At 73.6% G+C, this 24,301-nt stretch carries 23 protein-coding genes; 9 read left to right on the forward strand and 14 right to left on the reverse strand.

Annotation, left to right across the window (positions count from 1 at the left end; translation table 11 throughout):
* Positions 1 to 171: glycosyltransferase (locus FXF52_RS17105; protein ID WP_148797904.1), on the reverse strand; the 171-nt coding region annotated here is incomplete at its 3' end.
* Positions 172 to 936: 765 nt separating this feature from the next.
* On the opposite strand from FXF52_RS17105, the gene FXF52_RS17110 reads away from it, so the two are divergent.
* Positions 937 to 2,034, forward strand: coding sequence for a ricin-type beta-trefoil lectin domain protein (locus FXF52_RS17110; RefSeq protein WP_255472047.1), 1,098 nt, complete (start codon positions 937 to 939; stop codon positions 2,032 to 2,034).
* 51 nt (positions 2,035 to 2,085) lie between these two features.
* On the opposite strand, the gene FXF52_RS17115 is transcribed toward FXF52_RS17110, so the two are convergent.
* From FXF52_RS17115 to FXF52_RS17135, 5 genes are all read right to left on the reverse strand, one after another.
* Complete coding sequence (locus FXF52_RS17115) at positions 2,086 to 2,691, reverse strand: hypothetical protein (protein ID WP_148797905.1); 606 nt, start codon at positions 2,689 to 2,691, stop codon at positions 2,086 to 2,088.
* A gap of 59 nt (positions 2,692 to 2,750) precedes the next feature.
* The gene (locus FXF52_RS17120; protein ID WP_148797906.1) at positions 2,751 to 4,202 is read right to left on the reverse strand and encodes a HAMP domain-containing sensor histidine kinase; all 1,452 of its coding nucleotides are present in this window, start codon (positions 4,200 to 4,202) and stop codon (positions 2,751 to 2,753) included.
* Entirely contained in the window at positions 4,195 to 4,887 is a 693-nt protein-coding gene (locus FXF52_RS17125; RefSeq protein ID WP_148797907.1) for a response regulator transcription factor, read from the reverse strand. The genes FXF52_RS17120 and FXF52_RS17125 overlap by 8 nt, the downstream gene beginning before the upstream one ends.
* Before the next feature lie 68 nt (positions 4,888 to 4,955).
* Positions 4,956 to 5,468, reverse strand: a complete 513-nt coding sequence (locus tag FXF52_RS17130; protein WP_148797908.1) for a hypothetical protein — start codon at positions 5,466 to 5,468, stop codon at positions 4,956 to 4,958.
* A 153-nt stretch (positions 5,469 to 5,621) separates the two neighbouring features.
* Positions 5,622 to 6,794: an acetyl-CoA C-acyltransferase gene (locus tag FXF52_RS17135; RefSeq protein ID WP_148797909.1), complete on the reverse strand. Its 1,173-nt coding sequence runs from the start codon at positions 6,792 to 6,794 to the stop codon at positions 5,622 to 5,624.
* 115 nt (positions 6,795 to 6,909) lie between these two features.
* Between FXF52_RS17135 and FXF52_RS17140 the strand changes: the two genes are divergently transcribed.
* Entirely contained in the window at positions 6,910 to 7,347 is a 438-nt protein-coding gene (locus FXF52_RS17140; RefSeq protein ID WP_187413545.1) for a PH domain-containing protein, read from the forward strand.
* A 43-nt stretch (positions 7,348 to 7,390) separates the two neighbouring features.
* Here the strand turns inward: FXF52_RS17140 and FXF52_RS17145 are convergent, their stop codons facing one another.
* Both FXF52_RS17145 and FXF52_RS17150 read right to left on the reverse strand, forming a co-directional pair.
* Positions 7,391 to 8,335, reverse strand: a complete 945-nt coding sequence (locus FXF52_RS17145) for a rhomboid family intramembrane serine protease (RefSeq protein ID WP_148797910.1) — start codon at positions 8,333 to 8,335, stop codon at positions 7,391 to 7,393.
* A gap of 25 nt (positions 8,336 to 8,360) precedes the next feature.
* Positions 8,361 to 8,891 carry a peptidylprolyl isomerase gene (locus FXF52_RS17150; RefSeq protein ID WP_148797911.1) on the reverse strand — a complete coding sequence of 177 codons (531 nt, stop codon included), beginning with the start codon at positions 8,889 to 8,891 and terminating at the stop codon, positions 8,361 to 8,363.
* 84 nt (positions 8,892 to 8,975) lie between these two features.
* On the opposite strand from FXF52_RS17150, the gene FXF52_RS17155 reads away from it, so the two are divergent.
* Positions 8,976 to 9,767, forward strand: a complete 792-nt coding sequence (locus FXF52_RS17155) for a hypothetical protein (RefSeq protein WP_148797912.1) — start codon at positions 8,976 to 8,978, stop codon at positions 9,765 to 9,767.
* Positions 9,768 to 9,827: 60 nt separating this feature from the next.
* Here the strand turns inward: FXF52_RS17155 and corA are convergent, their stop codons facing one another.
* Both corA and FXF52_RS17165 read right to left on the reverse strand, forming a co-directional pair.
* Positions 9,828 to 10,976, reverse strand: coding sequence for a magnesium/cobalt transporter CorA (gene corA, locus FXF52_RS17160; RefSeq protein WP_148797913.1), 1,149 nt, complete (start codon positions 10,974 to 10,976; stop codon positions 9,828 to 9,830).
* Between the two features lie 374 nt (positions 10,977 to 11,350).
* Complete coding sequence (locus tag FXF52_RS17165; RefSeq protein ID WP_148797914.1) at positions 11,351 to 12,445, reverse strand: PLP-dependent aminotransferase family protein; 1,095 nt, start codon at positions 12,443 to 12,445, stop codon at positions 11,351 to 11,353.
* A 206-nt stretch (positions 12,446 to 12,651) separates the two neighbouring features.
* On the opposite strand from FXF52_RS17165, the gene FXF52_RS17170 reads away from it, so the two are divergent.
* Positions 12,652 to 13,521, forward strand: coding sequence for a 3'(2'),5'-bisphosphate nucleotidase CysQ (locus FXF52_RS17170; protein ID WP_370517998.1), 870 nt, complete (start codon positions 12,652 to 12,654; stop codon positions 13,519 to 13,521).
* Between the two features lie 98 nt (positions 13,522 to 13,619).
* Positions 13,620 to 15,200, forward strand: a complete 1,581-nt coding sequence (locus FXF52_RS17175; protein WP_148797916.1) for a hypothetical protein — start codon at positions 13,620 to 13,622, stop codon at positions 15,198 to 15,200.
* Between the two features lie 58 nt (positions 15,201 to 15,258).
* Here the strand turns inward: FXF52_RS17175 and FXF52_RS17180 are convergent, their stop codons facing one another.
* The 4 genes from FXF52_RS17180 to FXF52_RS17195 form a co-directional block, all read right to left on the reverse strand.
* Entirely contained in the window at positions 15,259 to 16,173 is a 915-nt protein-coding gene (locus tag FXF52_RS17180) for a glycosyltransferase family 2 protein (RefSeq protein WP_148797917.1), read from the reverse strand.
* The gene (locus tag FXF52_RS17185) at positions 16,170 to 17,168 is read right to left on the reverse strand and encodes a sulfotransferase (RefSeq protein WP_148797918.1); all 999 of its coding nucleotides are present in this window, start codon (positions 17,166 to 17,168) and stop codon (positions 16,170 to 16,172) included. Before FXF52_RS17185 ends, FXF52_RS17180 begins: the two co-directional genes overlap by 4 nt.
* Positions 17,165 to 17,749, reverse strand: a complete 585-nt coding sequence (locus FXF52_RS17190; RefSeq protein WP_148797919.1) for a glycosyltransferase — start codon at positions 17,747 to 17,749, stop codon at positions 17,165 to 17,167. The genes FXF52_RS17185 and FXF52_RS17190 overlap by 4 nt, the downstream gene beginning before the upstream one ends.
* Before the next feature lie 106 nt (positions 17,750 to 17,855).
* Positions 17,856 to 18,332, reverse strand: coding sequence for a UDP-N-acetylglucosamine--LPS N-acetylglucosamine transferase (locus FXF52_RS17195; protein ID WP_148797920.1), 477 nt, complete (start codon positions 18,330 to 18,332; stop codon positions 17,856 to 17,858).
* A 489-nt stretch (positions 18,333 to 18,821) separates the two neighbouring features.
* Between FXF52_RS17195 and FXF52_RS17200 the strand changes: the two genes are divergently transcribed.
* Genes FXF52_RS17200 through FXF52_RS17215 form a run of 4 tightly spaced genes read left to right on the forward strand, consistent with a single transcriptional unit; the run spans position 18,822 to position 24,287 of the window.
* The gene (locus FXF52_RS17200) at positions 18,822 to 20,594 is read left to right on the forward strand and encodes a Wzz/FepE/Etk N-terminal domain-containing protein (protein WP_148797921.1); all 1,773 of its coding nucleotides are present in this window, start codon (positions 18,822 to 18,824) and stop codon (positions 20,592 to 20,594) included.
* A complete protein-coding gene (locus FXF52_RS17205; RefSeq protein ID WP_148797922.1) occupies positions 20,591 to 21,595 on the forward strand; it encodes a DUF3048 domain-containing protein in 1,005 nt (334 codons plus the stop codon). Before FXF52_RS17200 ends, FXF52_RS17205 begins: the two co-directional genes overlap by 4 nt.
* Positions 21,592 to 23,082, forward strand: coding sequence for an O-antigen ligase (locus tag FXF52_RS17210; RefSeq protein ID WP_148797923.1), 1,491 nt, complete (start codon positions 21,592 to 21,594; stop codon positions 23,080 to 23,082). The genes FXF52_RS17205 and FXF52_RS17210 overlap by 4 nt, the downstream gene beginning before the upstream one ends.
* Positions 23,082 to 24,287 carry a hypothetical protein gene (locus tag FXF52_RS17215; RefSeq protein WP_148797924.1) on the forward strand — a complete coding sequence of 402 codons (1,206 nt, stop codon included), beginning with the start codon at positions 23,082 to 23,084 and terminating at the stop codon, positions 24,285 to 24,287. Before FXF52_RS17210 ends, FXF52_RS17215 begins: the two co-directional genes overlap by 1 nt.
* The last annotated feature ends 14 nt before the right edge of the window (positions 24,288 to 24,301 follow it).

Below are 24,301 nucleotides of genomic sequence, written 5' to 3' on the forward strand. Positions count from 1 at the left end.
TAGCCGGGCGTCGTCCACCCGGCCGAGCACCTCGGCGGTGCCGTCGCGGCTGCCGTCGTCGACGACCACGAGTTCGATCTCGCACGGGTAGTCCACCGCCAACGCCTGCTTGAGGGCATCCGCGATGCGTTCTTCCTCGTTGTAGACCGGCATGAGGATCGACAGCTTCACGGGTTCTCCACGGTGGCGATGGCAAGTCGGGCCTAGCGTAACCTGGCTGGTCGCCGAGGTCACCAGAGCATGGCAGGGAATTCGACGACCCTGAACCCCCGGCCAGTGCGTTGCCGACCATACGGCCGATCCGATCTGTCGGAATGGTCCGCTTCCGCACGGGTCCACAACGTTTCCGAGACGCATTCACAATCTCGCCTCCATTCGGTTACCGTCTGGTAACTCAATCGACGTCGAACGATTGAGCCGAAAGGAGTGCGTCGATGCTTGGTACCCCCGCCAGGCGCGGACGGACGACCCGGCGGCGGATCCTGGCCGTCGTGTCCGCCGCCGCTCTCGCCCTACCGCTGCTGGTCGGACCGGCGGCCCCTGCGGCCGCCGTCGACCGCCCCGCCGTCCAGCCGCTCCCCGCCGCCCTGGAGACCGTCCGGGCCGCCGAAGCCACCGCCCTCTACGGATCCCCCGACCTCCGGCCGCTGGAGCAGCGGCGGACCGCCCTGGTCACCATGGGCGACAGCGAGATCTCCGGCGAAGGGGTGGGCAACTACGTCCCCGGCACCCACCAGAACGGCAACTGGTGCGACCGCTCGTACGACCAGGCCGTCTTCCGCACCGGCATCCCGGCCGACGAGCGCTACAACCTGGCCTGCTCGGGCGCCACCCCGTGGCACCTGATGGCCGGCGGGCCCGACCCAGCACAACGAGCTGAACCAGGGCGACTACCTGGCGATCAAGGCGCGCAACACGCACGTCAAGCTGATCTGGGTGGTCGTCGGCGCGAACGGCGACGGCACCATCCAGTTCGGGCCGGTCGCCACCGACTGCGCGATCCGCCGGGTCTTCTTCCAGGGGCCGTGCTGGCCGACGTACACCGACCAGTGGACCGTCCGCACCGACGGCAGCCGGCGCGCGGTCGAGGATGCCCTCACCTCCATCCGCCAGACCATGACCTCCGCCGGCTACCTGCGCTCCGACTACGAGCTGGTGCTGATGTCGTACCCGAGCCCGGGCAGCCCGGACGTCGAGGACAACCCCGACTTCCCCGGCTGGTACTCCGGCGGCTGCCTGCTCTACCTCGCCGACATGGCGTTCGCTCGGAACAAGGCCGTACCGCTGTTCGAGTCGGCGCTGCGCGCGGCCGCCGCCAACACCGGCACCCGCTACCTGGACGCCAGCCGACTCTTCCACGGTCACGAGGTGTGCACCGACAACACCTCGGTCCGCGGCCTCTACATCGAGGTCGGGATCTGGGACGAGAACGCGGCCCGGCAGTCGTTCCACCCCAACTACCGGGGGCACGGCATGTTCGCCCGGTGCATCACCCAGTTCTGGAACTCCGGACAGCAGCAGGCCACCTGCGTGGACCCGGCCAGCACCGGGCAGGGCGTGCTGGTCGACGGGCTGCTGGCGTTCAGGCAACTGCGCAACGTCGCCACCGGCACCTGCGTGGACGGCAAGGGGTACGACTCTCGCAACGGCACCGTCCAGCAGTCGTACGCCTGCCACGGCGGGCGCAACCAGGGCTTCTGGTACGACCCGGTGCGGCAGTCGCTGCACTCCGAGCTCTCCCACGACCGCTGCCTGGACGTGACGGGCGGCTCGCTGACGGCCGGCACCACGGTCAACATCTACGACTGCCACGGCGGGCCCAACCAGAAGTTCGTCCTCGCCGGCAACCAGCTCAAGCCGGCCGGCGCGACCGACCTCTGCGTCGGCTTCGACAACCCGTTGCTGGGGACCCCCCGGCTGCGGCTGGCCACCTGCTCCACCAGCACCCGCCAGCAGTGGTCCTTCGAGTCCCGGTCGTACGCCAACCCGGTCGGCTACGGCCACGCCGACTTCATCGGCTCCCGGGTCTACTGAGAAACGACGTCCGGGCTGGCGCGGTCGACGCGCCGGCCCGGACAGCCCGGCTCACTGCGTGACCGGGACCACGATCAGCCGGGCCACCCCGTTGTCGCCGTCCTTGGCGCCGGCCACGCCGATCGTCGTGCCGACCTTGATGTCGCTCGGCTGCACGGTGGTGCGCCGCTCGACGACCCGCAGCTTGTCGCCGAAGGTCCAGGTCATCGTGAAGCCGTCGGTGGACCGGACGGTCATCTGCTGGCCGTCGATGGCGGTCACCTGGCCGCGCTGGACGGCGACGGTCCGCGTACCCCCGTCCTTGGTCTGCACCACGACCTCGCCGTGCAGCGTGTTCTTCCGCAGCAGCACCCGGGCCCGGTGCCGCTTCCGCCACTCCTCCCCCCGCTCGCGCCGCTTGTCCTGGGAACCGGCCTGCTCGCCGGCCGAGGCGGAGGCCGAGGGCGCCGGGGCGGCGACCGGGTCGACGTCCAGGTCGGCGGCGTCGAAGCCGAGCGCGGCCAGCGCCTGGCCGTCCGCCCCCATGACGGCGGCCACCTCGACCGCGGTCTCCTTCGCCGCGCCCTCCGCGACCTGGGCCGGGCCGCAGCCGGTGAGGCCGAGCGCGGCCGCCGCGAGCAGCGCGGTGACGCCGGTGACGATTCCCTGACGTGCCATCGGTTGTCCTCTCTCGTCCGTGGTTGCGGTCAGTTTCGCCCGGGCGGACGAGCGGACCGTCAAGCGGATGTTCGGGTCAGGTAAGGATCGCCGGGCAGCCGGACGGTGAAGGCCGCGCCGCCCTCCGGCGCGTGCCCGGCGGCGATGTCGCCGCCCAGGCGGCGGACCAGCCCGGCGGCGAGCGCCAGACCCAGGCCGCTGCCCACCTTGCGCACCCCCCGGTACCGCTGGTGCAGCGCGCCGCGCTCGAACGCCACGGCCAGGTCGTCGTCGGTGAAGCCGGGTCCGCCGTCACGGACCTCGACGACGCCGCCGGCGGCCGGGTCCGCGCCGGCCGGCCGGACCGCGAGCACGATCGGCGCCCCCGGCGGTACGACCCGCAGCGCGTTCTCCAGCAGCCCGTCCACGACCTGCCGGATCCGCCCCGGATCGGTGTACGCGGGCACCGGCCCGCCCGGCGTCTCCACCCGGAACGGCACCCCGACCGCCGCGCACCGGTCGGACCAGGTCCGTTCCGCGTCGGCGGCCAGCCGGGCCAGATCGACCGGGCCCGGTTCCAGCGGGAAGTCGGCGGCCTCCAGGCGGGCCAGCGCCAGCAGGTCGGCGACCAGCCGGTCCAGGTGCTCGGCCTCGCCGAGCATGGTGCGCCCGGTCGCCGGCACCGCGTCCGCGTCGATCACCCCGTCGGCCAACGCCTCGGCGTAGCCGCGGATCGCGGTGAGCGGGGTGCGCAACTCGTGCGAGACGGAGAGCAGGAACTCCCGCTGCCGCCCCTCGCTGGTGGCCAGCGCGGCGGCCAGCCCGTTCAGCGCGTACGCCAGGTCGGCCACCTCGTCCGGCGGCTCCACCGGTACGCGGACCGCCCGGTCCCCGCCGCGCAGCCGCGTCGCGGCCCGGGCGGCGGAACGGATCGGCCGGGCCAGCCGGCGGGCGAGCAGCAGCCCGGCGACCACCCCGGCGGCGAGCCCGGCGAGCAGCGGCAGCCAGAGGCCGCGCAGCACCTGCCGCCAGGGTCCGCGGGTGGTGGCCCGGGTCAGCACCAGCCCGTCGCCGCCGGGCAGCGCCCGTCCCTCGACCAGCGCCCGTTTCCCGTTGACCAGCCGCCGGCCGGAGACGTCCCGCCCGGACGACACCCGGGTCACCACCTGCCGGGGCAGGCCGGGTCGGTCCGCCTGGCCGGCCCGGATGAGGTACACGTCGATGTCCTCCTGGCGGAGCTGGCGGATCAGCCGCTCCCCGGCGGCGTCCCGCTGCCGAGCCGCGCTGACCCGGAGCACACCGGCCGCGAGCCGGGCCTGGGCGCCCAGCGCGTCCTGGTCGCGCCGCTCCACACCGCGTACCGCCAGCGGGACCGCGACCAGCGCGGTGACCAGCACCGACACCAACGCCACCGCGCAGGTGACCAGCACCGCGCGGGCGGTCAGGGTGTGCGCGAGGCGGCGCCGGGGCGGGGCCGGGCGGGGTCCGAGCACCGGCAGCGCGACGGTGGGCTGGTGGGCGTGCTCAGGCATCGGCCGCGTACCCGACGCCGCGGTGGGTGCGGATCACGCTGGCGGAGCCGAGCTTGGCGCGCACCTGCGCCACGTGCACGTCCACCGTCCGGGTGCCGGCGTGCGCGGCGTACCCCCAGACGCCGGCCAGCAGTTCCTCCCGGGTGAAGACCCGACCGGGCCGGGCCATCAGGTGCGCGAGCAGGTCGAACTCGGTGGAGGTGAGCTGGATCGGGACGCCGGCCGCGGTGACGGTCCGGCGGGCCGGGTCCAGGGTGACCGCACCGACCACCCGGGGCTGCTCGGCCCCGGCGGGCGGCCCGGCGGCCCGGCGCAGCACCGCCCGAACCCGGGCGACCAGTTCGCGCGGGCTGAACGGCTTCGTCACGTAGTCGTCCGCGCCCAGTTCCAGGCCGACGATCCGGTCGACCTCGTCGTCGCGAGCGGTGAGGAAGATGACCGGCGTCCAGTCGCCGGCCTCGCGTAGCCGCCGGCAGATCTCGGTCCCCGCCATGCCGGGCAGCGCGATGTCGAGCACGCAGGCCACCGGGCGCAGCCGCCGCGCGGCGGCCAGCCCGGCCGCGCCGTCCCGCTCCAGGTGTACGCCGAACCCGTCCCGGGCCAGATAGAGCCGGACCAGGGCGGCGATGGCCGGCTCGTCCTCGACCACGAGGACGAGCCCGCGCTGCGCGGTGTCGGCGGTCACCGGCCAATGATTACCGACCGGTGCCCGACCGGGACGTCAGGGATTGTTCGGGTTCGGTAAGGACCCGGTCAGCGCACCGGCGCCGGGCGGAACACGGTTGGCCGGGTGCCGACCGGCGGCTCGCCGATGGTGGCCACCAGTCGCTCCGCCGACGTCCGGAGCCGGGTCCGGAAGGCGTGGTTGAGCAGGGCGTCGACCTGCCACACCTGCTTCGGGTGATGGGTACGGATGAGGAACCGCTCGCGCACCCCGTCGATCGCGGTGGCGGCCAGTTCGACGCTGTGCGACCGGGGGTCGGGGCTCCAGGTCACGTTGCTCAGCTCGCGCAGTTCGGTGTTGAGGTGCAGGCGCAGGCGGTGCAGCACCCGGGTCTGCTGGGTCACCACCAGGCGGCGGTGGGTGAGGAGCATCAGGTACTCGCCGCCGACCGGGTGGTCGGGGCGGCTGCATCGGGTCACCAGGATGGTGGCGTCGCCGGAGCCCACGCACCGGCGGAAGATCGGCATGTGCCGGCTGACCGTCTGGGTCGCGAGGCCGGTCTCGGCGGCGGCCGGAAGGAACGTTCGCGAGAACACGTCCATGCAAGATGCAACGAGCATGTGACCAGGGGTGATATGGGTCACTCCCGATTTCTGGAACTTCCACAGTTGCAAATCGCACTCGCTGTCCGACATCCGGCCCGGGCCCGACGGCCGCTGCCAGCGAGGTGCCGGTCGATGCCGCCGGACGGACTGTCAGAGCAGCTCGACGATGGTCGCGTTGGCCATCCCGCCGCCCTCGCACATGGTCTGCAGGCCGTAACGGATCCCGTTGTCCCGCATGTGCTGGAGCATGGTGATCATGATCCGGGCGCCGGACGCGCCGAGCGGGTGACCGAGGGCGATCGCCCCGCCGCGCGGGTTGAGCCGCTCCGGGTCCGCCTCGGTCTCCGCCAGCCAGGCCAGCGGCACCGGGGCGAACGCCTCGTTCACCTCGTACACGCCGATCTCCTCGATGCCCAGCCCCGCGCGGCGCAGCGCCTTCGCGGTGGCCGGGATGGGGGCGGTGAGCATGGTGACCGGGTCGTCGGCGGCGACCACGGCGGTGTGTACGCGGGCCAGCGGGCGCAACCCGTGCCGGCTGGCCCACTCGCTGGTGGTGACCGCGAGCGCCGCGGCCCCGTCGGAGATCTGCGACGCGGAGCCGGCGGTGACCACGCCGTCGGCCTTGAACGGGGTCGCCAGCTCGCCGAGCTTGGCCAGCGAGGTGTCCCGGCGGATGCCCTCGTCGGCGGTGAACTTGCCGCCGTCGGCGAGGGCCACCGGCGCCAGCTCGGGGTCGAACGCCCCGGCGTCCTGCGCGGCGGCCGCCTTCTCGTGGCTGGCCAGCGCGAACTCGTCGAGCTGGCTGCGCGAGAAGCGCCACCGCTCGGCGATCAGCTCGGCCCCGACGCCCTGGTTGAACGGCAGCGGGCTGTCCGCGGCGACACCGTCGACGCCGCGGTAGCGCTCCAGGATCGCCGCGCTGAACGGCATCCCGCCGGCCACGCTGGAGCCCATCGGCACCCGGGTCATCGACTCGACGCCACCGGCGACCACCAGGTCGGCCTGGCCGGAGAGGACGGTGGCGGCGGCGAAGTGCAGCGCCTGCTGGCTCGACCCGCACTGCCGGTCGAGGGTGGTCCCGGGGACCGACTCGGGCCAGCCGGCGGCGAGGACGGCGTTGCGGGCGACGTTCCACGACTGCTCGCCGACCTGGGACACGCAGCCCCAGACCACGTCGTCGACCTGGGCCGGGTCGATGCCGGTCCGCTCGGCGAGGGCGCGCAGCACGTGCGCCGAGAGATCGACCGGGTGCACGCCGGCGAGGCTGCCCTTGCGCCGCCCGACCGGGGTCCGTACCGCACCGACGATGACCGCATCACTCATGTTTACTCCCCGGTAACTTGGGCTGCCTCGATCCTACGTCCTCGCCCGGCCGGGCGTCCTCCCCCCGGTTGCCCGTCCGTCGCGCCCGGGCCGGGTCGGCTGGCATGCTGGGGCGGTGATTCCACAGTCGCCCCCGGCCCGGCAGTGGCGGGTGCCGGCGGTCCTGCCGGCGGCCAAGCTGGTCGGGGCGCTCGTCCTGGTCGCCCTGGGCCTGCTCTTCGCCGACGGCGACCGGGTCCAGCTCGTGCTCGCCGGGCTGGCCGCCGCCGTGCTGGCCGGTTGGGGGGTACGCGACGTGGTCGCGCCGGTCCGGCTGGCCGTGGACGCGGAGGGCGTCACGGTGACCCGGGGCTTCGCCGGCCGGCGGCGGCTGCCCTGGCCGGCCGTGGAGGCGATCCGGGTGGAGCGGCGTACCCGGCGGGGGCTGACCGCGGAGACGCTGGAGATCGACGCGGACGAGTCGTTGCACCTGTTCGGCCGGTACGACCTGGACGCGCCGCCGGAGGAGGTCGCCGAGGCGCTGCGGGCCGCCCGCGCCGCCGCGACGCACTGACCCGGCCGGGGCGGCCGGACCGACCCGGTGGGTGCCCGCCCGCTCAGCCGGTGAGCATCGCGGTGCGGACCAGGATCAGCCCGAGGAGCGCGACCAGCAGGATCGCGCCGCCCGCCGCCTGGAACGCGGTCCGCCGCGTCCGCGGCGCGTACGCCAGGACCAGCGCCATCACCGCCCCGGTGACCAGGCCGCCCAGGTGGCCGGCGATCGAGATGCCCGGCACGGTGAACGTGAAGATCAGGTTGATCACCAGGATCGGCACGATGGCCGAGGTGTCCCGGCCCAGCCGTCGCATGATCACGAAAAGCGCGGCGAAGAGGCCGAAGATGGCGGTCGACGCGCCGACCGACGGCTGGTTGACCGGGCTGAACAGGTAGACCGCGACGTTGCCGCCGAGCCCGGCGATCAGATAGAGCGCGAGGAAGCGCACCCGGCCGAGCACCGCCTCCAGGCTCCGGCCGAGCACCCAGAGCGCCCACATGTTGAGCAGCAGGTGCACCAGGCCGTAGTGCAGGAACATCGCGGTGACCAGGCGGTACCACTGCCCCTGGGCGACCCCGCCGACGGAGCCGTCGGGGAGGATCGCCTGGCCGAGCACGGCGCCCCAGTCGGTCAGCGGGGTGGAGCCGCCCATCAGACCGCCGAAGCCGGAGCCGCCGAAGGCCGCGTCCCCGCCCCGGGCCGAGGCGATGGACAGGACCATGACCAGCACGTTCAGCGCGATCAGGGTCTTCGTCACGTAGCCCTGGCGGCCGGCGGCACCGCCACCGAAGGCGGTACGCGCCGGCCGCACGCTACGGCGTCCCTCGCTGACGCACTCCGGGCACTGGTGCCCCACGGAGGCGTCCCGCATGCACTCCGGGCAGATCGGCCGATCACAGCGGGTGCATCGGACGTACGTCGCCCGATCGGGGTGGCGGTAGCAGACCGGAGTGGTCGGCACCGGCCCCTGGGTCGCGTCACCTGCCTGCCCGGAGCGCTCAGTCATGCGAGCAAAGGTACCCGGGCGGAGCTCAGGCCGGCTTCTGCTCGATCTCGACGCGCTCGATGACCACGTCCTGCAGCGGCCGGTCGCTCGGGCCGGTCGGCGTGTTCGCGATCGAGTCCACGACCTTCGCCGACTGCTCGTCGGCGACCTGGCCGAAGATGGTGTGCCGGTTGTTCAGGTGCGGCGTCGGGGAGACCGTGATGAAGAACTGCGAGCCGTTGGTCCCCGGCCCGGCGTTCGCCATCGCCAGCAGGTACGGCCGGTCGAAGCGCAGCTCCGGGTGGAACTCGTCGGCGAACTTGTAGCCCGGCCCGCCGCGACCGGTGCCGGTCGGGTCGCCCATCTGGATCATGAACCCGCTGATCACGCGGTGCGAGATGGTGCCGTTGTAGTACGGCCCGCTGCCCGGCTGGCCGGTCCGCGGGTCGATGTATTCCTTCGTGCCCTCGGCCAGCTCGACGAAGTTGCGGACGGTCTTCGGCGCGTGGTTCGGGAAGAGCTCCAGCCGGATCGGGCCAGCGTTGGTGTGCAAGGTGGCGTAGACAGCCTCGGCCACGGGTACTCCTCACTTGTTGGTCAGTTCCATGCGGATCCTCCCATGTGCCCGATCTGGCCCTGCGGAGGCATCCGAAGGTGGAGGATGACGGAGGAACAACTCCCAGGAGGTGGGACCGTGTTTGGAATCGGGCGGCGTAGGACCCAGGGGCAGCTCGCGAAGGCGGAGCTGAACCAGGGCATCGGTCACCTGAGGCAGGCCGCGGCGCATGCGGCGAAGGGTGTCGGCCCGCGGGTCCAGGCGGCCCGGGCTGCCGCCGCGCCCACCGCGATCATGGTCCGGGACCGAGCGTCGGACGGGCTCGCCTCGACGGCGGCCGCGCTCGCGCCGCTGGTCCTGGCGATGCGCAACGCACAGGCCGAGGCCGCGGGCAAGAAGGCGGTGACCGGCCGGAAGGCCGCCGCCCGGAAGGCCGCGGTGACCCGCAAGGCCAAGGCGAAGAACGTCAAGGCCGCCAGGAAGCGGAAGAGGTCGCGGGGCATGATGACCGGCCTGTTCGCCGCCGGCGCCGTCGCCGGCCTGGCCGGCGCTATGGCCATGCGCCGCCGCCGCGAGCAGCAGGAGTGGGCCGAGTACGACCCCACCGGCAACCTGGAGCCGATGCGCGAGGACGTCGACACCATCGTGGTGGAGACCCCCGATCCGACCGCGAAGGTGACCCAGGCCGGCCCGACCGGTGCCGGCAGCTCTGCGGTGGCCGGCAGCGGCAGCGCGTCCACCGCCACGTCCAGCAGCCAGCCGGTCATCCAGCCGACCGACAAGGTCCCCTCGGTCGCCGAGGGCGCCCGGGACACCTCCGGCCGCCCGGCCGTCGACGTCAGCAAGGCGGTGAACAGCGGGAAGAACACCACCGCCAAGTCCAGCGGTCGCCGCTGATCCGGTGACGGGAGCGCCGGCCGCGCGGCCGGCGCTTCCGGGTGTCCGGGTACGGGACGGCTACAGCCAGCCGTTGCGGCGGAACCAGCGGTAGAGGGTGAACGACGACAGCAGCATCAGCGCCCACACGCCCGGATAGCCGTACGTCCAGTCCAGCTCCGGCATGTTGTGGAAGTTCATGCCGTAGATGCCGGCGATCGCGGTCCACACCGCGGCGATGGCGGCCCAGGCCGCGATCTTGCGCATGTCGTTGTTCTGGTCGACGGTGACCTGGGCCAGCCGCGCCTGCAGGATCGAGTTGAGCAGGTCGTCGTACGAGGTGACCTGCTCGACGGTGCGGCTGAGGTGGTCCTGCACGTCCCGGAAGTAGCGCCGGATCTCCTCCGGCACCTCCCGGTTGACCTGGGAGGTGAGGGTGAGCAGCGGGCGCTGCAACGGCGCCACCGCCCGCTTGAACTCCACCAGCTCCCGCTTCATCTGGTAGATCCGCTGGATCCGCCCGCTGCCCTGCCGGTCGAAGACGTCCGCCTCCAGCACGTCGAGGTCGTCCTCCAGCCGGTCGGCGACCTCCAGGTAGAGATCCACCACCCGGTCGGTGACCGCGTACGCGACGGCCCACGGTCCGTGCCGCAGCAGGTCCCGCTTCTCCTCTAGGTCGGCGCGGACCGGGGCGAGCCGGCAGGCGTCCCCGTGCCGGACGCTGATCACGAAGTTCGGCCCGATGAAGAGCATCACCTGGCCGGTCTCCACCACCTCGGAGTTCTCCGTCAGCTCCGCGTGCTCGCAGTAGCGGGCGGTGCGCAGCACCAGGAAGGTCACCTCGCCGAAGCGCTCCAGCTTGGGCCGCTGCTCGGCCTTGACCGCGTCCTCCACGGCGAGCTCGTGCAGGCCGAAGGTGGCGGCGATCGCCGTCATCTCGTCCAGTTCCGGCTCGTGCAGGCCGAGCCAGACGAAAGCGTTGCGCTCCTTGCGGGCCGCGTCCAGCGCGTCGGCGTAGCGCCACTCGCCGGACTGGCGCTTCCCGTCGACGTAGAGGCCGCAGTCCACGATCCCGCTGCGGCCGGTGTCGGCCGGCTCCGGCGCCCGGGGGGAACCGTCGGCGTTGAGGATGCGGGACATGGCGCGTACCGGCGCCGCCCAGGCCCGTGGTCTGATCATCCGCCCGCCGTTCTGCCCGGCGGTGCGCTCGCGTGCCACCCGGTCCGTCATCTCGCCCCCTTCCGACGGTGCTGCGGCTTGCAGGTTACGCCGATCGGGGCGAATCGCAGTCCGGCGGCCGGCGACGGCGGCGCGGCTGCGACCGGCGTCACGGGCCCGGTTGCCGCGGGAGGCCGGTGGGTGGCGCCGGGCGGGCCGGCCGCGTCAGGGGGGGTGAGGGGCGACACGGCCCACCCGGCACCTTTTGGGGGCGGGAGTTGTGCTGCGCGCGCCGGCGGCCCGGACGGGGGCCGAGTGCGGCTCCCCGGGCAACGGACCCATCATGGACAGGCGAACGGCGCTCGCAGAATTGTGGGCCGCCGGCCGGCCCAGCGGGAGTGCTGAGCCGGCCAGCAGCGCCTTACTGTCGGAAACCGGACAGAAAATCAGCCCCGGACGGCGGCGACCGCCTCGGCCAGCCGCCGAACGCCCTCGTCGATCCGGTCCGCAGTCACCGCGGAGAACGCCAGCCGGAGCGCGTGCCGGCCGCCGTCGAGCAGGAAGTCACTACCCTTGACCACCGCCACGCCGCGCTCCGCGGCGGCCGGCGCCAGCCGGTCGACCTCGACGTCCTCCGGCAGCTCCACCCAGAGGAAGTAGCCGCCGTCCGGCTCGACGAACCGGGCCTCCGGCAGGTGCCGGCGCAGCGACTCCGCGAGCACCCGGGCCCGCTCCCCGAGGGCGGTCCGCACCGTCTGGATCGACCGCTCGATCTCCCCGGAGACGCAGAACTGGTGCACGATCGCCTCGGAGACCATGCCGGGCGAGATGTAGAGGTTGGTCGCCCTCTTCGCGATCGCGGCGATCAGCTCCGGCGGGCCGACCAGGTAGCCGACCCGGACCCCCGGACAGACCGTCTTGGTGAAGCTGGAGGCGTGCACCACCACGCCGCGGGTGTCCATCGACAGCATCGACGGCAGCGGCTCGCCCCGGAACCGGATGTCCGCGTACGGGTCGTCCTCGAAGATCGTGAAACCGTACTCGGCGGCCAGGTCCAGCAACTCCCGGCGCTTCTCCAGGGACAGGGTCACGCCCGCCGGGTTCTGGTAGTTCGGGATGACGTGGGCCAGTCGGGGTCGCACCCCGGATTCGAGCAGCTTGCGCAGCTCGGCGGTGTCCAGACCGTCCGGCTGGATCGACACGCCGTGGATCTCGCTGCCCATCTGCTGGAGGTTGAGCAGCGTCCGGTCGTACGTGGGGCGCTCGACCACCACCGCGTCGCCGCGACGGACCAGGTGGTCGAAGAGGAAGGCGTCGGCCTGGAGGGAGCCGTTGGTGATCAGCACCTGGTCGGCCTCGACGCCGTGCTTCTCCGCGATCCACTTCCGCAGGGGCGGGTAGCCGACGGAGGTGCCGTACGCCGTGATCCCGGCGGGATCGGCGTCGAACGCGCGGACGGCGGCGGCCTTGAGCCCCTCGACATCGACGATGTCCAGCGAGGGGGCGCCACGGGCGAAGGAGATCAGCTGCTCGGCGGTCATGCGCACGAGCCTAGGGCCTGGTCCGGCCGCTCCGACGGGCATACACGCGAAGTTCAACATGCGGGCGGTCGATCCGTCCATCGGCGGCATCGAAGATCCGAATCGGGCTCGCGAGCTGTCGTACATCGGACGCTGCGCTGGTGTCGGCGGGCCGGACCGCCGAAGGTTGCAGGTCGCTGTCGGCCCAGGACGAGGTGGTGAGGCGCGTGGCCCAGGACGGAACCGGTCAGCTCGACGACCAGGCCTTCGCGGAATGGTTGGCCGGGCGGGCGGGCGCGGCGCTGACCGCGCTGCGGGACCGGCGCGGCTTCGCCGACCCGGCGGCGCTGAAGGACGCCGGCGACCGTACCTCCCACGAGCTGATGACCACCGCGCTGCGGCGCTGGCGCCCGACGGACGCGGTCCTCTCCGAGGAGCAGGTCGACGCCCGCCGGGCCTGGTCGGCCGGGGAGCGCACGGCCCGCCTCGACGCGGAACGGGTCTGGATCATCGACCCGCTCGACGGCACCCGGGAGTTCTCGGAGGCCGGCCGGACCGACTGGGCGGTGCACGTGGCGCTCTGGCGTCGGTCGGCCGGGCCGGACGGCGGGCTGGTTGCCGGCGCGGTGGGCATGCCGGCCCGGACCAGGCCGGACGGCGGACAGCTCATCCTCGGCACCGGCTGCCCGACCCCGCCGGCGGCGGACGGGCCGATCCGGATCGCGGTGAGCCGCAGCCGTCCCCCGGCCTTCGTCGGCGAGCTGGTCGAGCTGCTCGGTGCCCGGGCGGTGCCGATGGGTTCCGCCGGGGTGAAGGTGTGCGCGGTGGTGACCGGCGAGGTCGACGCGTACGTCCACGCGGGCGGCCAATACGAATGGGACAGTGCCGCACCGGTCGCGGTCGCCCTCGGCGCCGGGATGCACGCGTCCCGCGTCGACGGCTCGCCGCTGCGCTACAACCGGCCCGATCCGCGCCTGCCCGACCTGGTGGTCTGCCGCCCGGAACTGGCCGACCGGCTGCTCGCCGCGATCGCCCGCACCGGGGTCGAGATGCCCGCTTCGGCCGTCACCGGCAGAACCGCCGAGGCGTTCGGCTGAGTGTCGCGGTACGCACGGCCCAGGTGACCGGGCGATAGTGTCGAGCGGTAAACGCGTCCGACCTGCGCCCCGAGACGGGCCGCCAGCCAGGGAGGGTCATGCCGGCCGAGCGAGACCAGCAGAACGCCTTCGGGCAGCCGACCGGCCTGTGGCCGGGCCAGGACATCCCACGCCAGCAGGGCGCGCCGGCTCTGCCCTGGCCGCCGGGCGCGGCGCCGGAAGCCGCGGCGCCGATGCCGCCAGCCGAGGCCCGGCCCGCGCTGCCGTGGCCGGACTCCGCCACGGAGGCCCGGCCCGGCCCCACCGACCTTCACCCCGACCAGCAGTGGGCCGAACAACCGACCGGCGCCTGGTCCACCACCGGGGCTCCCGCCCGGGAAGCGGACTGGTCCACCACCGGGGCTCCCGCGCAGGAAGCAGACTGGTCCACCACGGGGGCTCCCGCGCAGGAAGCGGACTGGTCCGGCACGGCGGCTCCCGCTCGGGAAGCCGACTGGGCCGCGCCGGCCGATCCGTCGCCCCACGAGTCCGGCTGGTCCGCGGACCCACGGGCCGTGCCGCCCGCTGGCGGTGGCCCCGACCGGCCCGGGCCGCCCTCGGTCGGGCCCACGCCCACGCCGCCCGGCGGTTCCCGGCGGCGCTGGCGGCTGGCCGTCGCGGCGGCGGTGGTGCTGGCGGTGGCGAGCGGCGGGGTGGCCGTGGCAACGCTGCGTCCGGACTCGACGGACCGCCAGGGCGTGGCGCAGCCCGGCCGGCCGGCGCCCACCGCCGCCCCGACCGGCACGCCCGGCACCGCCGAGCCGAGTGCCGCCGAAGGGCTCGGCGGCCGTCCCTCCGCCTCGCCGTCGGCCTCCACCGGGTCGACCCCGGGCTTCACCGGCACCCGGCTGACCCTGCCCGGCGCCTCGATCGGCGTGCAGAACGGGGAGAGCTTCGGCACCGCGCTGGCCCGCACCGACCGGACCTTCGGCCGGCTGCGGATGGCTCGGATCTTCTTCCCCGGGCTCCCGCCGGCCTGGAAGGGCAGCCGGGCCGACGTGATCGACCGGACCGTGGTCGTCTCCTTCAAGGCCTCCCCCCAGGAGATCAACTCCGGCAAGTACGACACCCGGCTGGCCTCCTGGTTCGCCTCGATCCCGCGCGAGCACAACGTCTACTGGTCCTACTTCCACGAGCCGGAGGACGACGTCGAGCGCGGCGCCTTCACGCCGGCCGCGTACCGGTCGGCCTGGAAGCGGGTCGCCGGCCTGGCCGACCGGGCGGGCAACCCCAAGCTGATCAACACGCTCATCCTGATGTGCTGGACGCTCGACCCGAAGTCCGGGCGGAGCTTCGACGCCTTCTACCCCGGCGGTGACGTGATCGAGACGCTCGGCTGGGACTGCTACAACTGGGGCGTCAAGTGGAAGCGGTACGCCCCGCCGCAGGAGATCTACGGCGCGATGATCAGCAAGTCCAAGGCGCTGGGCAAGCCCTGGGGGGTCGCGGAGACCGGCAGCGACCTGGTCCCCGGCGACTCCGGCTCGGGACGGGCGGCGTGGATCCGGGCGATGACCACCTATCTCAACGGGCAGCGGCCGGAATTCGTGGCGTACTACAACCAGGTGGTCAGCCAGGGCGACTTCCGCCTGCTCGACCAACCGAGCATCCAGGCGTGGAAGTCCTTCTGCGTGGCCTGAGGACAGCATCGGAAACGGGCGGGCGACCGGTTGGTCGCCCGCCCGTTTCGGGTACGCGTCAGATGCCCCGGCCGCGCTTGTGCAGGGTACGCAGCACCCGGTCGGCGTGCACGGCCCGGCTCGCCACCGCCAGGGCCAGGTAGGCGCGTGGCTCCCGCGGGTTGCGGGCCAGCGTGCGCCGCGCCCAGCGCACCGCGTCCCGCCGGTTGCCCATGGCGGCCTGCGCGAAGGCGATCTGGCCGGCCACCCGGGCCTCGCCGTGCGGCACGGTGGCGAACTCCGGATAGCGCCGCAGCAGCCACTGCAACGCCGTCGAGATGGTCTCCCAGCGCTGCGCGAAGTAGGACCGCTTGTGCCAGCGCACCAGCACGTACGGGCTGTCCACGTTGACCAGCGGGGCGTACCGGGCGGCCCGGAGCAGGAACTCGTAGTCCTCCGCGTAGCTGCCCGGAATCTGCTCGTCGACCAGCCCGATCCCGTCGAGCAGCGCCGCCCGCCGGATCAGGAACGTCGACGGGTGCAGCTCGGTGAGCCGGTCGCGGAGCAGCGCCTCCAGGGACACCCGCGACCGGTCCAGCGAGCGGTCCACCGTGCGGTCGTCGTAGCTGACCCGGATGCCGCAGCTGACCAGCGCGCCGTCCGGGTGCAGGTCGAGCGCGCCGAGCTGCGCGGCCAGCTTGCCGGGCAGCCACTCGTCGTCGTCGTCGCAGAACGCGACGAGGTCGCCGCTGGCCGCCTCGATGCCGGTGTTGCGCGCCCCGGCCAGCCCCGGCGTACGGGTGTTGCTGATGACCCGGACCCGCCGGTCGCCCCGGTCCAGCTCCAGGGACCGGTCCGGCTCGGACTGGTCGTAGACCACGATGGCCTCGATCAGGCCCGGGTGCGCCTGACTGAGGATCGCGTCGAGCGCCGCGCGCAGCAGCTCCGGACGGTCCCGCGTCGGTACGACGACGGAAATGCTCGGACCACTCAAGAGGACGCCTCCACGGAATCGGATCCCCGCTGGCCCAGGTAGCCGTAGCGGACTCGGAAGGGCAGCGTGGCCAGGCTGACCACGGCCCGGCTGCGGCGCGGCAGGCGGGTGCGCCAGGCCTCGTCCCGCCGCACGGTCAGCGGACCGTCGCTGAACCGCAGCGGGTTACCCGCGATGCTGTGCGCCCGGAACGGCGCGACGGGCTCCGTATCGCCCTGCGCCGCGTCGGTGCCGGCCAAAATACGCAGGGCCGCCGGGTCGTCCGGCAACCCGGCGAACTCGCGGAGCCGGCGGACCGTGCCCGCCGGGTCGGCGGTGAAGTCCTCGTAGCGCAGCCGGAGCACCTCGGCCCGGGCGGCGAGCAGGTGGAACGCGGCGTTCTGCGCGGTCCACAGCTTGCTCACCTCCAGCGGGGAGAAGGTGGGCATGAAGTCCTCGCCGTCGACCACCTCGGGTCGGCGTACCTGCTTGCCCCAGGAGTAGGCCACCGCCCGGCTGTCCCGCACCAGGTGCAGCACTCTCAGGTCGAGCCCCTCCGCCCAGCGCAGCGCGAAGGCGAGCGAGGCGTGCTTGCTGGAGTCGACCACCACCCGCGCCCCGGTGACGGCGAGCGCCGCCCGGTAGATGCGGGTGTAGCGGGAGGCGTACTCCCGGACGTCGGCGAGCTGTTCCGGCGACAGGGAACTCTTCGCCAGCCGGGGGATGTGCCGGGTGCGGTCGACCCGGTCCTTGAGGGCCAGCACCTCGGCCCGGTCGACCGCGGACCAGCCGCCGAAGGCGTTCTCGCCCACCTGCCGCCAGAACGGGCAGGCGGTGAAGCGTTCGCCGCACCCGCACCGCTCGTCGGCACCGAGCGCCCGCTCCCAGAGGTGGACCACCTCGCCGACCGCGCAGACGTCCGAGCTCTGCGCGAGGAGCAGCTCCAGCAGGGTGGAGCCGCTGCGGCCGAGGCCGCCGACGAAGAGGACGCGCGGGCTGTCCGCCGCGGCGGTCACCGCCGCCACCCACCGGCGCGCTGGCGGACCCGGCGGGCCACCAGGTCGTCGATCACCCGGCCCACCCGGGCCACCGCCTCGGCCCGCGGGTCGGGCCGGTCCGGGTCTGCGGCCAGCGTGAAGCGGGCCGGGTCGGCCAAGCCCTCGTCGAGGGCGGCGACCAGCTCGGCCTCGGTCTCGCAGAGCCGGACCATCCCGGCCGCACCGAGCCGCCGGGCGAAGAGCTGCTGGTGGTTGTCGACGTGCTCGTCGTGGGTCGGGTCCCGGGGCACCACGATCGGCAGGTGCCCGGTGCGCCGGGCCTCGGTGATGGTGGCCGGCCCGCCGTGGCTCACCACCAGGGTGGCCTCGGCCATGGCCCGCTGGAGTTCCTCGTGGCCGAGGAACGGGGTCGCCTCGGGCAGGCGCGGAGTGCGGCTGTGGCCGTACTGGAGGACGACCCGGACCGGGCCCCGGTCGGCGTGCCACCGCTCCAGCCAGTCCACCAGCCGGTCGAACCGGTGCACGTCGGTGCCGACCACGGCCAGCACGTACGGCGCCGAGTCGCGGCCGTCGCGCGGCCGGGGGATGTGCGCGCTCACAGCACCACCTTCGTTCGCGACTGCGGGGCTCGCAAAACCGACTCAAGCGCGCATTCCGGCTCGGCCGCGTCCCACGCGAGCCGCCCCGGAACGCGCGTCCTCGCGCTCACAGGAGATTCCCCACGACGGTCGCCTCCGGGTACATGCGGCGCTGCTCCTCCCACTGGACCAGCATGGCGGAGAGGAACGGACGGCAGAGCCGGGCGGTCAGCGTCGCGCTGTCGATCCGGTCGTACACCTCGATGTAGATCGTCGGGATCCGTCGCAGCCGGGCCGCGACCACGAACGGCAGGGCGACCCCGGCGCCGGTGGTGACCACCGCGTCGACCCGCCGCCGGCGCATCACCGCCAGCGCGAGGAAGGCGTTGCGGACCAGGTTCTTCACGTTACGGGTGGTGGGGTGGTGGGCCCAGACCACGTCCTCGCCGTCGAGCAGGGAACGGGCGTCGGGGGTGTCGAAGGTGACCCACGCCCGGTGCCGGTCCCGGTACCAGGGCTCCAACGCCAGGAGCTGGGCGAGATGCCCGCCACTGGAGCCGACCAGCAGGACCTGTCCCGAGCCCTCGGTTGACCCGCTCACCAAAGCTTTCCTCCCCGTACGCCGCGAACACGTCCGGATTTCCGCGAAGGGCCCTCGGACGCGTCATGACAACCTATCGGCGCGGAGGTGGACAACTAAAGGGGCCATTGGACGGATCTCCACCCACCGGTCGGGCCAGCCTGGGAATCCCACCGCCGGTAGCCGCTCAGGCCGGGACTGGCCAGGTCAGCCGAGGTGACGCCGGCGTCACGGGCCGGGCCACCGGAGGCGGCGAGGGTGTGTCAGGATTCCGTCACCGCACCGGACGAGGAGCCGTCACCGACACCGAATCCCGGGGGCAGGTCGGGGGGAACCGCCCGAATGGTCAGGGATGACCGACCATGTCTACGCGGGCTACGTACACCTGGGCAGGCTTACCGGAACGGGCGCAGACTTTTCCTCATCGTCCGGATCGGGGACACTCAAGGTCACGGTCACGTCCAGCTGTGCCGTGGACTGCCCGGCTCGGTCGAAAGGGAGCGACAGACTCTGATGCCCTCACCCCACCTGGCCGAGAGCGATTCCGACGGTCTTGCCCTGATGGCCTACCTGGGCTGGCTGCGCCGCCGCTGGTGGATCCTGCTCCTCGCCGCGCTGCTCGGCACGGCGGGCGGGCTGGCGGTGAGCCAGCTGCAGCACGCCCGGTACACGTCGAGCACCTCGCTGCTGGTACGCCCGCTGAGCACCGGCGGGGAGAGCAACCCCAACGCCAAGGTCAACCTCGACACCGAGGCGCAGGTGGTCCGCTCGCTGGTCGTCGCCGAGCGGGCCAAGGGTCTGATGAAGAGCAGCACCCCGGCCGACGAGCTCGTCCAGTCGGTGGCGGTCAACGTCCCGCCGAACAGCCAGGTCCTCCAGGTGGCCTACGAGGCCGACAGCCCCGCCCAGGCCCAGGCCGGCTCGCACGCCTTCGCCCAGGCGTACCTGGACCTGCGCAAGGCCACCGCCCAGAAGACGGTGGAGAACGAGACCGCCGCCTTGAAGCAGCAGATCGGGGACGTCAACAAGCAGCTCAGCGCGGTCGCCGGCCGGATCGCGGCGGCGCCGAGCAACTCGGTCGAGCGGCAGCGGGCCGAGGCCGACCGGAGCGTCCTGACCAACCAGCTCGCCGCGCTGAACAACCGGCTGAGCCCGCTGCTCTCCGCCGACACCGACCCGGGCGAGATCATCTCGGACGCCCGGCTGCCGCAGAGCCCCAGCTCGCCCAACCGGACCCTCAACCTGGCCAGCGGCATGGGCGCCGGCCTGCTGCTCGGCATCGTGCTGGCGCTGGTGCTGGACCGGCTCGACACCCGGGTGCGCCGCGGCCGGGACATCTCCGACCGGGTCGGCCTGCCGCTGCTGCTGGAGCTGCCGGCGCGTGCCTCCTCGCTGACGATGCTGCCCGCCGGCCACCAGATCTCCCGCGAGCTGGGTCGGCTGCGCAACGTGCTGCTCTCCGCGGTTCCCGAGCCGCGCGGCGGCGGCCGGGGGCGTCAGCTCCTGCTCTGCGACGGCTCGGCCGGCACCGCCGCCGGGTTCGTCGCCGCCAACCTGGCCGCCGCGTACGCCCGGACCGGCCAGCAGGTCGCGCTGGTCACCACCAAGCCGGACTCGGCACTGAGCAGCATCACCGGGGTTGCCGAGGGGCGGCACAACCTGGCCTCGGTGCTCCGCCGGGACGTGCCGGCGCTCAAGGCGCTGGCCCCGGTGCCCGGCCTCGGCCAGCTCCGGGTGCTGGTCCCCGGCGACCTCGACGCCGAGATCGAGCTGCCGGTCGCCGGCCTGCTGGAGATCCTCGGCGAGCTGTCCGCGCGCTTCGACCACGTGCTCATCGAGACCGCCCAGCCCACCGTCGCGGTGGAGGCCCAGGCCCTGGGCCGGTACGTCGACGCGGTGATCGTGGTGGCCGAGAGCGGACGTACCCGCAGCGGTGAGATCACTGCCGCACTCCAGCAGTTCGAGCAGGTCAACGCCCCGGTGATCGGCGCGGTGCTGGCGCCGCGCCTGCCCGTGCCGGCCGGCGGGACCAGCCGCCCGGCCGCCCCGGCCAACCGGCCCAAGCCCCGGCCGACCCCCGGCCCCTCCGCCGAGTCGACCATGGTGCTGCCCCGGATGCGGCCCACCGACCCGGGTTCCGCCGCGGGTACGGCGAAGCCGCCGGCGGCGAGCAAGCCGGTGCCGGTCAACGGCAACTCCGGCACGTACCGGTCACGGGGCGACAGCCCGAGCACCGACGGGCCGGGCCGCGGGTACGCGCTCGAGCGCGGCGAGGACCTGGGGTGAACCGCCGGCAGATGCTCCGCGCCACCCTCGCCCCGGCCCTCGTGGTCGGCCTCGGCGCCGCCTGCAGTGAGCCGCAGCCCCCCGCCGGCAGCGTCGACGTGGTCGACCCGGGTGCGGCCGGGACGCCCGCGCCGAGCCCGACCCCGAGCCTGCCGGCCGCGCCGCTGACCGGCCTGCCGGTGACCGCCGTGGCGGTGGCCAGCCGGCAGGCGGTCGCCGTGCCGCTGCGGGTCACCCCGTCGACCACCCCGGCCGGCCTGGACGCGGCCGATCTGGTCTACGCCGAGTTCGCCGAGTCCGACACGCTGCACCTGACGGCCGTGTTCCAGTCCCGGGACGCCTCCCGGATCGGCCCGGTCACCGAGATCCGTCCGGTCGACATCCGGTCGATCGGCGTGCTGCGCCCGTTCGTCGGATACACCGGCGGTCCCACCGGTTTCCTCACCCAGTTCGAGAAGTCCGGCCTGGCCGGGGTCACCCCGGGCGGCGACGGCGCCAAGGTCTTTGACGGTGACCACACCTCCACCGCCGCCCTCTGGAAGGCCGCGCCGAAGGGCGGCCAGCCACCCACGCCCGCGCTCGACCACGCGGTCGACGGCGCCGCGCTGGCCTCGCGGGACCTCGTCCCGGCCGCCGAGCTGACCGTCACCGTCTCCGGCGGCCCACCCATGGTCTGGCGGTACGACCAGCAGAAGTCCCTCTGGGTGAGCAAGGTGGGCAAGGTGAGCGTGACCGCCGCCTCGGTGATCGTGCTGACCATGGAATACCGGACGCTGGACGTCCGGCACCCGTCACCCCGGTCGCTCCCCGCGGCGAACGTGTTCGGCGAGGGCGCGGTCGTCGCGGTCTCCGGGCCGTCCAGCGCGAAGGGCCGCTGGCGCAAGCCCGGCCTGGAGATGGTCTGCACCATCGCCGACGGCGGCGGTGACCTGATGCACCCGCAGCCCGGCAACGCCTGGGTGATCTACGCGCCGACCGCCGCCAAGGTCACCGTGAAATGAGTACGGTCACCCCGCACCGCCCCGCCCGCGGGTCGGCCCCGGTCGACGGGGACGTCCCCGCGCCCGGCGGCACGCGGCTCGCGCCGGCCCCGGTGCGGCCGAAGGGCTCGTCGTTGCGGCTGCCGGTGGCGTGGCCGCTGATCGCGCTCTTCGTGCTCTACCCGCTGTGGTGGGCGCTCGGGGTGTCCAGCTTCGTCTTCATCATCTTCGCCGTGCCGATGGTCGTGCAGCTGCGCCGCCGGGGTCCGATCCGGGTGCCGCCCGGCTTCGGCATCTGGCTGGTGCTGCTGCTCTGGCTGCTGCTCTCCGTGCTGGTGCTCGGCCTCACCGCGCCGAACACACTCCCGCCCGGTGGCGGCGCCGGTCGCTACATCGGCTGGGGCATCCGGCTGGCGAACTTCGTCGCCATGACCGTGGTCATGCTCTACGTGCTGAACCTGAGCGAGCGGGAGCTGTCCCGGCGGCGGGTGGTCCGGCTCTTCGGGTTCATGGGAGTCGTCGTGGTGATCGGCGGCTGGCTCGGCTCGCTCTTCCCCAACCTCGGCTTCGTCGCGCCGCTGCGGTTCATCCTGCCCCACTCGATCGCCAACCAGTCCTACGTCGCCTCGCTGATGAACGTCAAGTTCGCCCAGGTCCAGCAGGTGATCGCCGGCGAGGCCAGCTCACCGCGTCCGTCGGCGCCGTTCACGTACACCAACTCGTGGGGCGAGAACACGGCGATCCTGCTGATCTGGATGATCGTCGGCTGGGTGGTGCTGGGCCGGCCGCTGCGCCGGGTGCTCGGCGTCGCGATCGCCCTCGCCGCGATCTTCCCGATCATCTACTCGCTCAACCGGGGCCTCTGGATCGGCCTCGGCATCGCCGCGGTGTACGTGGCCGTCCGGCTCGCCCTGCGCGGCCGGATGGCGGTGCTCGGCGGGCTCGCCCTGGCGGTCGGGCTGATCGGGGTGCTGATCATCGCCACCCCGCTCGGCCGCACCTTCGACGAGCGGCTGCAGAACGGGCACAGCGACGACATCCGCACCACCCTGTCCGAGGGCGCGATCACCGCGGCCAACCACTCGCCGGTCCTCGGCTACGGCGGCAACCGGGCGCTGATCGGCAGCAACCGGTCCATCGCCATCGGCAAGTCCGACGACTGCAAGCAGTGCGGCAACCGGGAGTTGGGCAGCAACGGCCAGCTCTGGGCCCTGCTGGTCGGCCAGGGCTACGTCGGTGCGCTCTGCTACAACGGCTTCTTCCTCTACTGCCTCTGGCGCTACCGGCGCGACCACAGCGCCATCGGGGTCGCCGGCAGTCTGGTGCTGATCCTCATGCTCTTCTTCCAGTTCACCTACGGTGCGCTGGAAGCCACCCTCGCCTACGGCCTGATCTCGGTCGCCCTGCTCGCCCGCAACGACCGGCTCCGCCGGGCCGTCGCGTCGGCACCGCACCAGGGCACCGTGGCCGGGCTGCGGGCCCGACTGGAAGCTGCCGGTGACCGCTGATGGTGTTCCGCGTACCTCCGGACGGCGACGGCCGCGCCGCGTACCTGGGTGAGCTGGCCGGGCTGATCTGGCCCGAGCCGGCCGAACCCGCCCTGCGCAAGGGGGGCTCCGGCTGGGTCGTGGTGCCCTCGGCGGCCCGGCCGCGGCTGCTGGTGCCGACCGGCTCCGGCCGAGCGGCGGCGAGCGCCGTGCGGCACTCCACCGAGGCGGTCGGCCGCAAGGCCCGGCTGGTCCGGCAGGGGTTGGCCACCGCGTTCCGGCTCGGGCTGGGGCCGCTGGTGTTCCGCGACCGGCTGACGGTGACGGGTGCCGGGCTGGACGCGTACCTGGCCGAGGTGCTCGGCACCCCGGCGCTGGTCAGCATGCACATCGGGCCCGCCCGGGCCAACCGCAAGCCGGTGCTGCAACTGCTCGCCCCGGACGGCCGGGCCCTCGGGTACGCCAAGCTCGGCGTCGACCCGCTGACCCGCGCCCTGGTCGACGCGGAGGCCGCCGCGCTGCGCCGGCTGGCCGACCTGCCGCTCGGGCCGGTCACCGTGGCCGGCGTCCGGCATCACGGCGACTGGCACGGGCACGCGCTGCTGGTGCAGGAGGCGCTGCCGGTGCGGCTGCCCCGGGCCACCCCGGCCGCCGCCGAGGCGGCCGAGCGGGCGGCCATGGTCACGGTCGCCGGCTGCCTGGGCGTACGCCGGCGGTCCTGGGCCGGCAGTGATCACGCGGCCCGGCTGTCCGACGCGGTGGACGCGCTCGGCGCGCGCCCGGAGGCCGAGCGGCTGCGCGCGGTGCTGAAGACGGTGGCGGACGCCGACCCGACGGTGGCCTTTGGCGCCTGGCATGGTGACTGGAACGGCGGCAACAGCGCGGTGCTCGCCGACGGTCGGGTGCTGGTCTGGGACTGGGAGCGGTTCGAGGCGGACGTGCCGTGCGGCTACGACGCGCTGCACCGGGCGGTGCAGACCGCCATCGGTCACGACGGGCTGGATCCGACGGAGGCCGCGCAGGCGCTGCTCGCCGCTGCGGACCGGACGCTGGCGCCGTTCGACCAGGACGGCCGGCACGCCGACCTGGTCGCCGTGCTCTACCTGGTGGAGCTGGCGGCGCGCTACCTGCGGGACCGGCAGGCGGAGGCGGGCGCGCGACTGGGGCACGTCGACGCCTGGCTGCTGCCCGCCGTGGAGGAGCACCTGGCCCGTCGGGCCTGGTGAGAGTGAGGAGTGGG

It is taken from the genome of Micromonospora sp. MP36 (assembly GCF_008119785.1).
In the GTDB taxonomy this organism is placed as follows: Bacteria; Actinomycetota; Actinomycetes; order Mycobacteriales; family Micromonosporaceae; genus Micromonospora.

Coding starts and splice junctions, on each gene's coding strand:
- FXF52_RS17200 (WP_148797921.1), top strand. CDS start 18,822: ATGCCCTCACCCCACCTGGCCGAGAGCGATTCCGACGGTCTTGCCCTG.
- corA (WP_148797913.1), bottom strand. CDS start 10,976: ATGACGGACCGGGTGGCACGCGAGCGCACCGCCGGGCAGAACGGCGGG.
- FXF52_RS17135 (WP_148797909.1), bottom strand. CDS start 6,794: ATGAGTGATGCGGTCATCGTCGGTGCGGTACGGACCCCGGTCGGGCGG.
- FXF52_RS17130 (WP_148797908.1), bottom strand. CDS start 5,468: ATGGACGTGTTCTCGCGAACGTTCCTTCCGGCCGCCGCCGAGACCGGC.
- FXF52_RS17145 (WP_148797910.1), bottom strand. CDS start 8,335: ATGACTGAGCGCTCCGGGCAGGCAGGTGACGCGACCCAGGGGCCGGTG.
- FXF52_RS17215 (WP_148797924.1), top strand. CDS start 23,082: ATGGTGTTCCGCGTACCTCCGGACGGCGACGGCCGCGCCGCGTACCTG.
- FXF52_RS17155 (WP_148797912.1), top strand. CDS start 8,976: ATGACGGAGGAACAACTCCCAGGAGGTGGGACCGTGTTTGGAATCGGG.
- FXF52_RS17175 (WP_148797916.1), top strand. CDS start 13,620: ATGCCGGCCGAGCGAGACCAGCAGAACGCCTTCGGGCAGCCGACCGGC.
- FXF52_RS17115 (WP_148797905.1), bottom strand. CDS start 2,691: ATGGCACGTCAGGGAATCGTCACCGGCGTCACCGCGCTGCTCGCGGCG.
- FXF52_RS17120 (WP_148797906.1), bottom strand. CDS start 4,202: ATGCCTGAGCACGCCCACCAGCCCACCGTCGCGCTGCCGGTGCTCGGA.
- FXF52_RS17210 (WP_148797923.1), top strand. CDS start 21,592: ATGAGTACGGTCACCCCGCACCGCCCCGCCCGCGGGTCGGCCCCGGTC.
- FXF52_RS17165 (WP_148797914.1), bottom strand. CDS start 12,445: ATGACCGCCGAGCAGCTGATCTCCTTCGCCCGTGGCGCCCCCTCGCTG.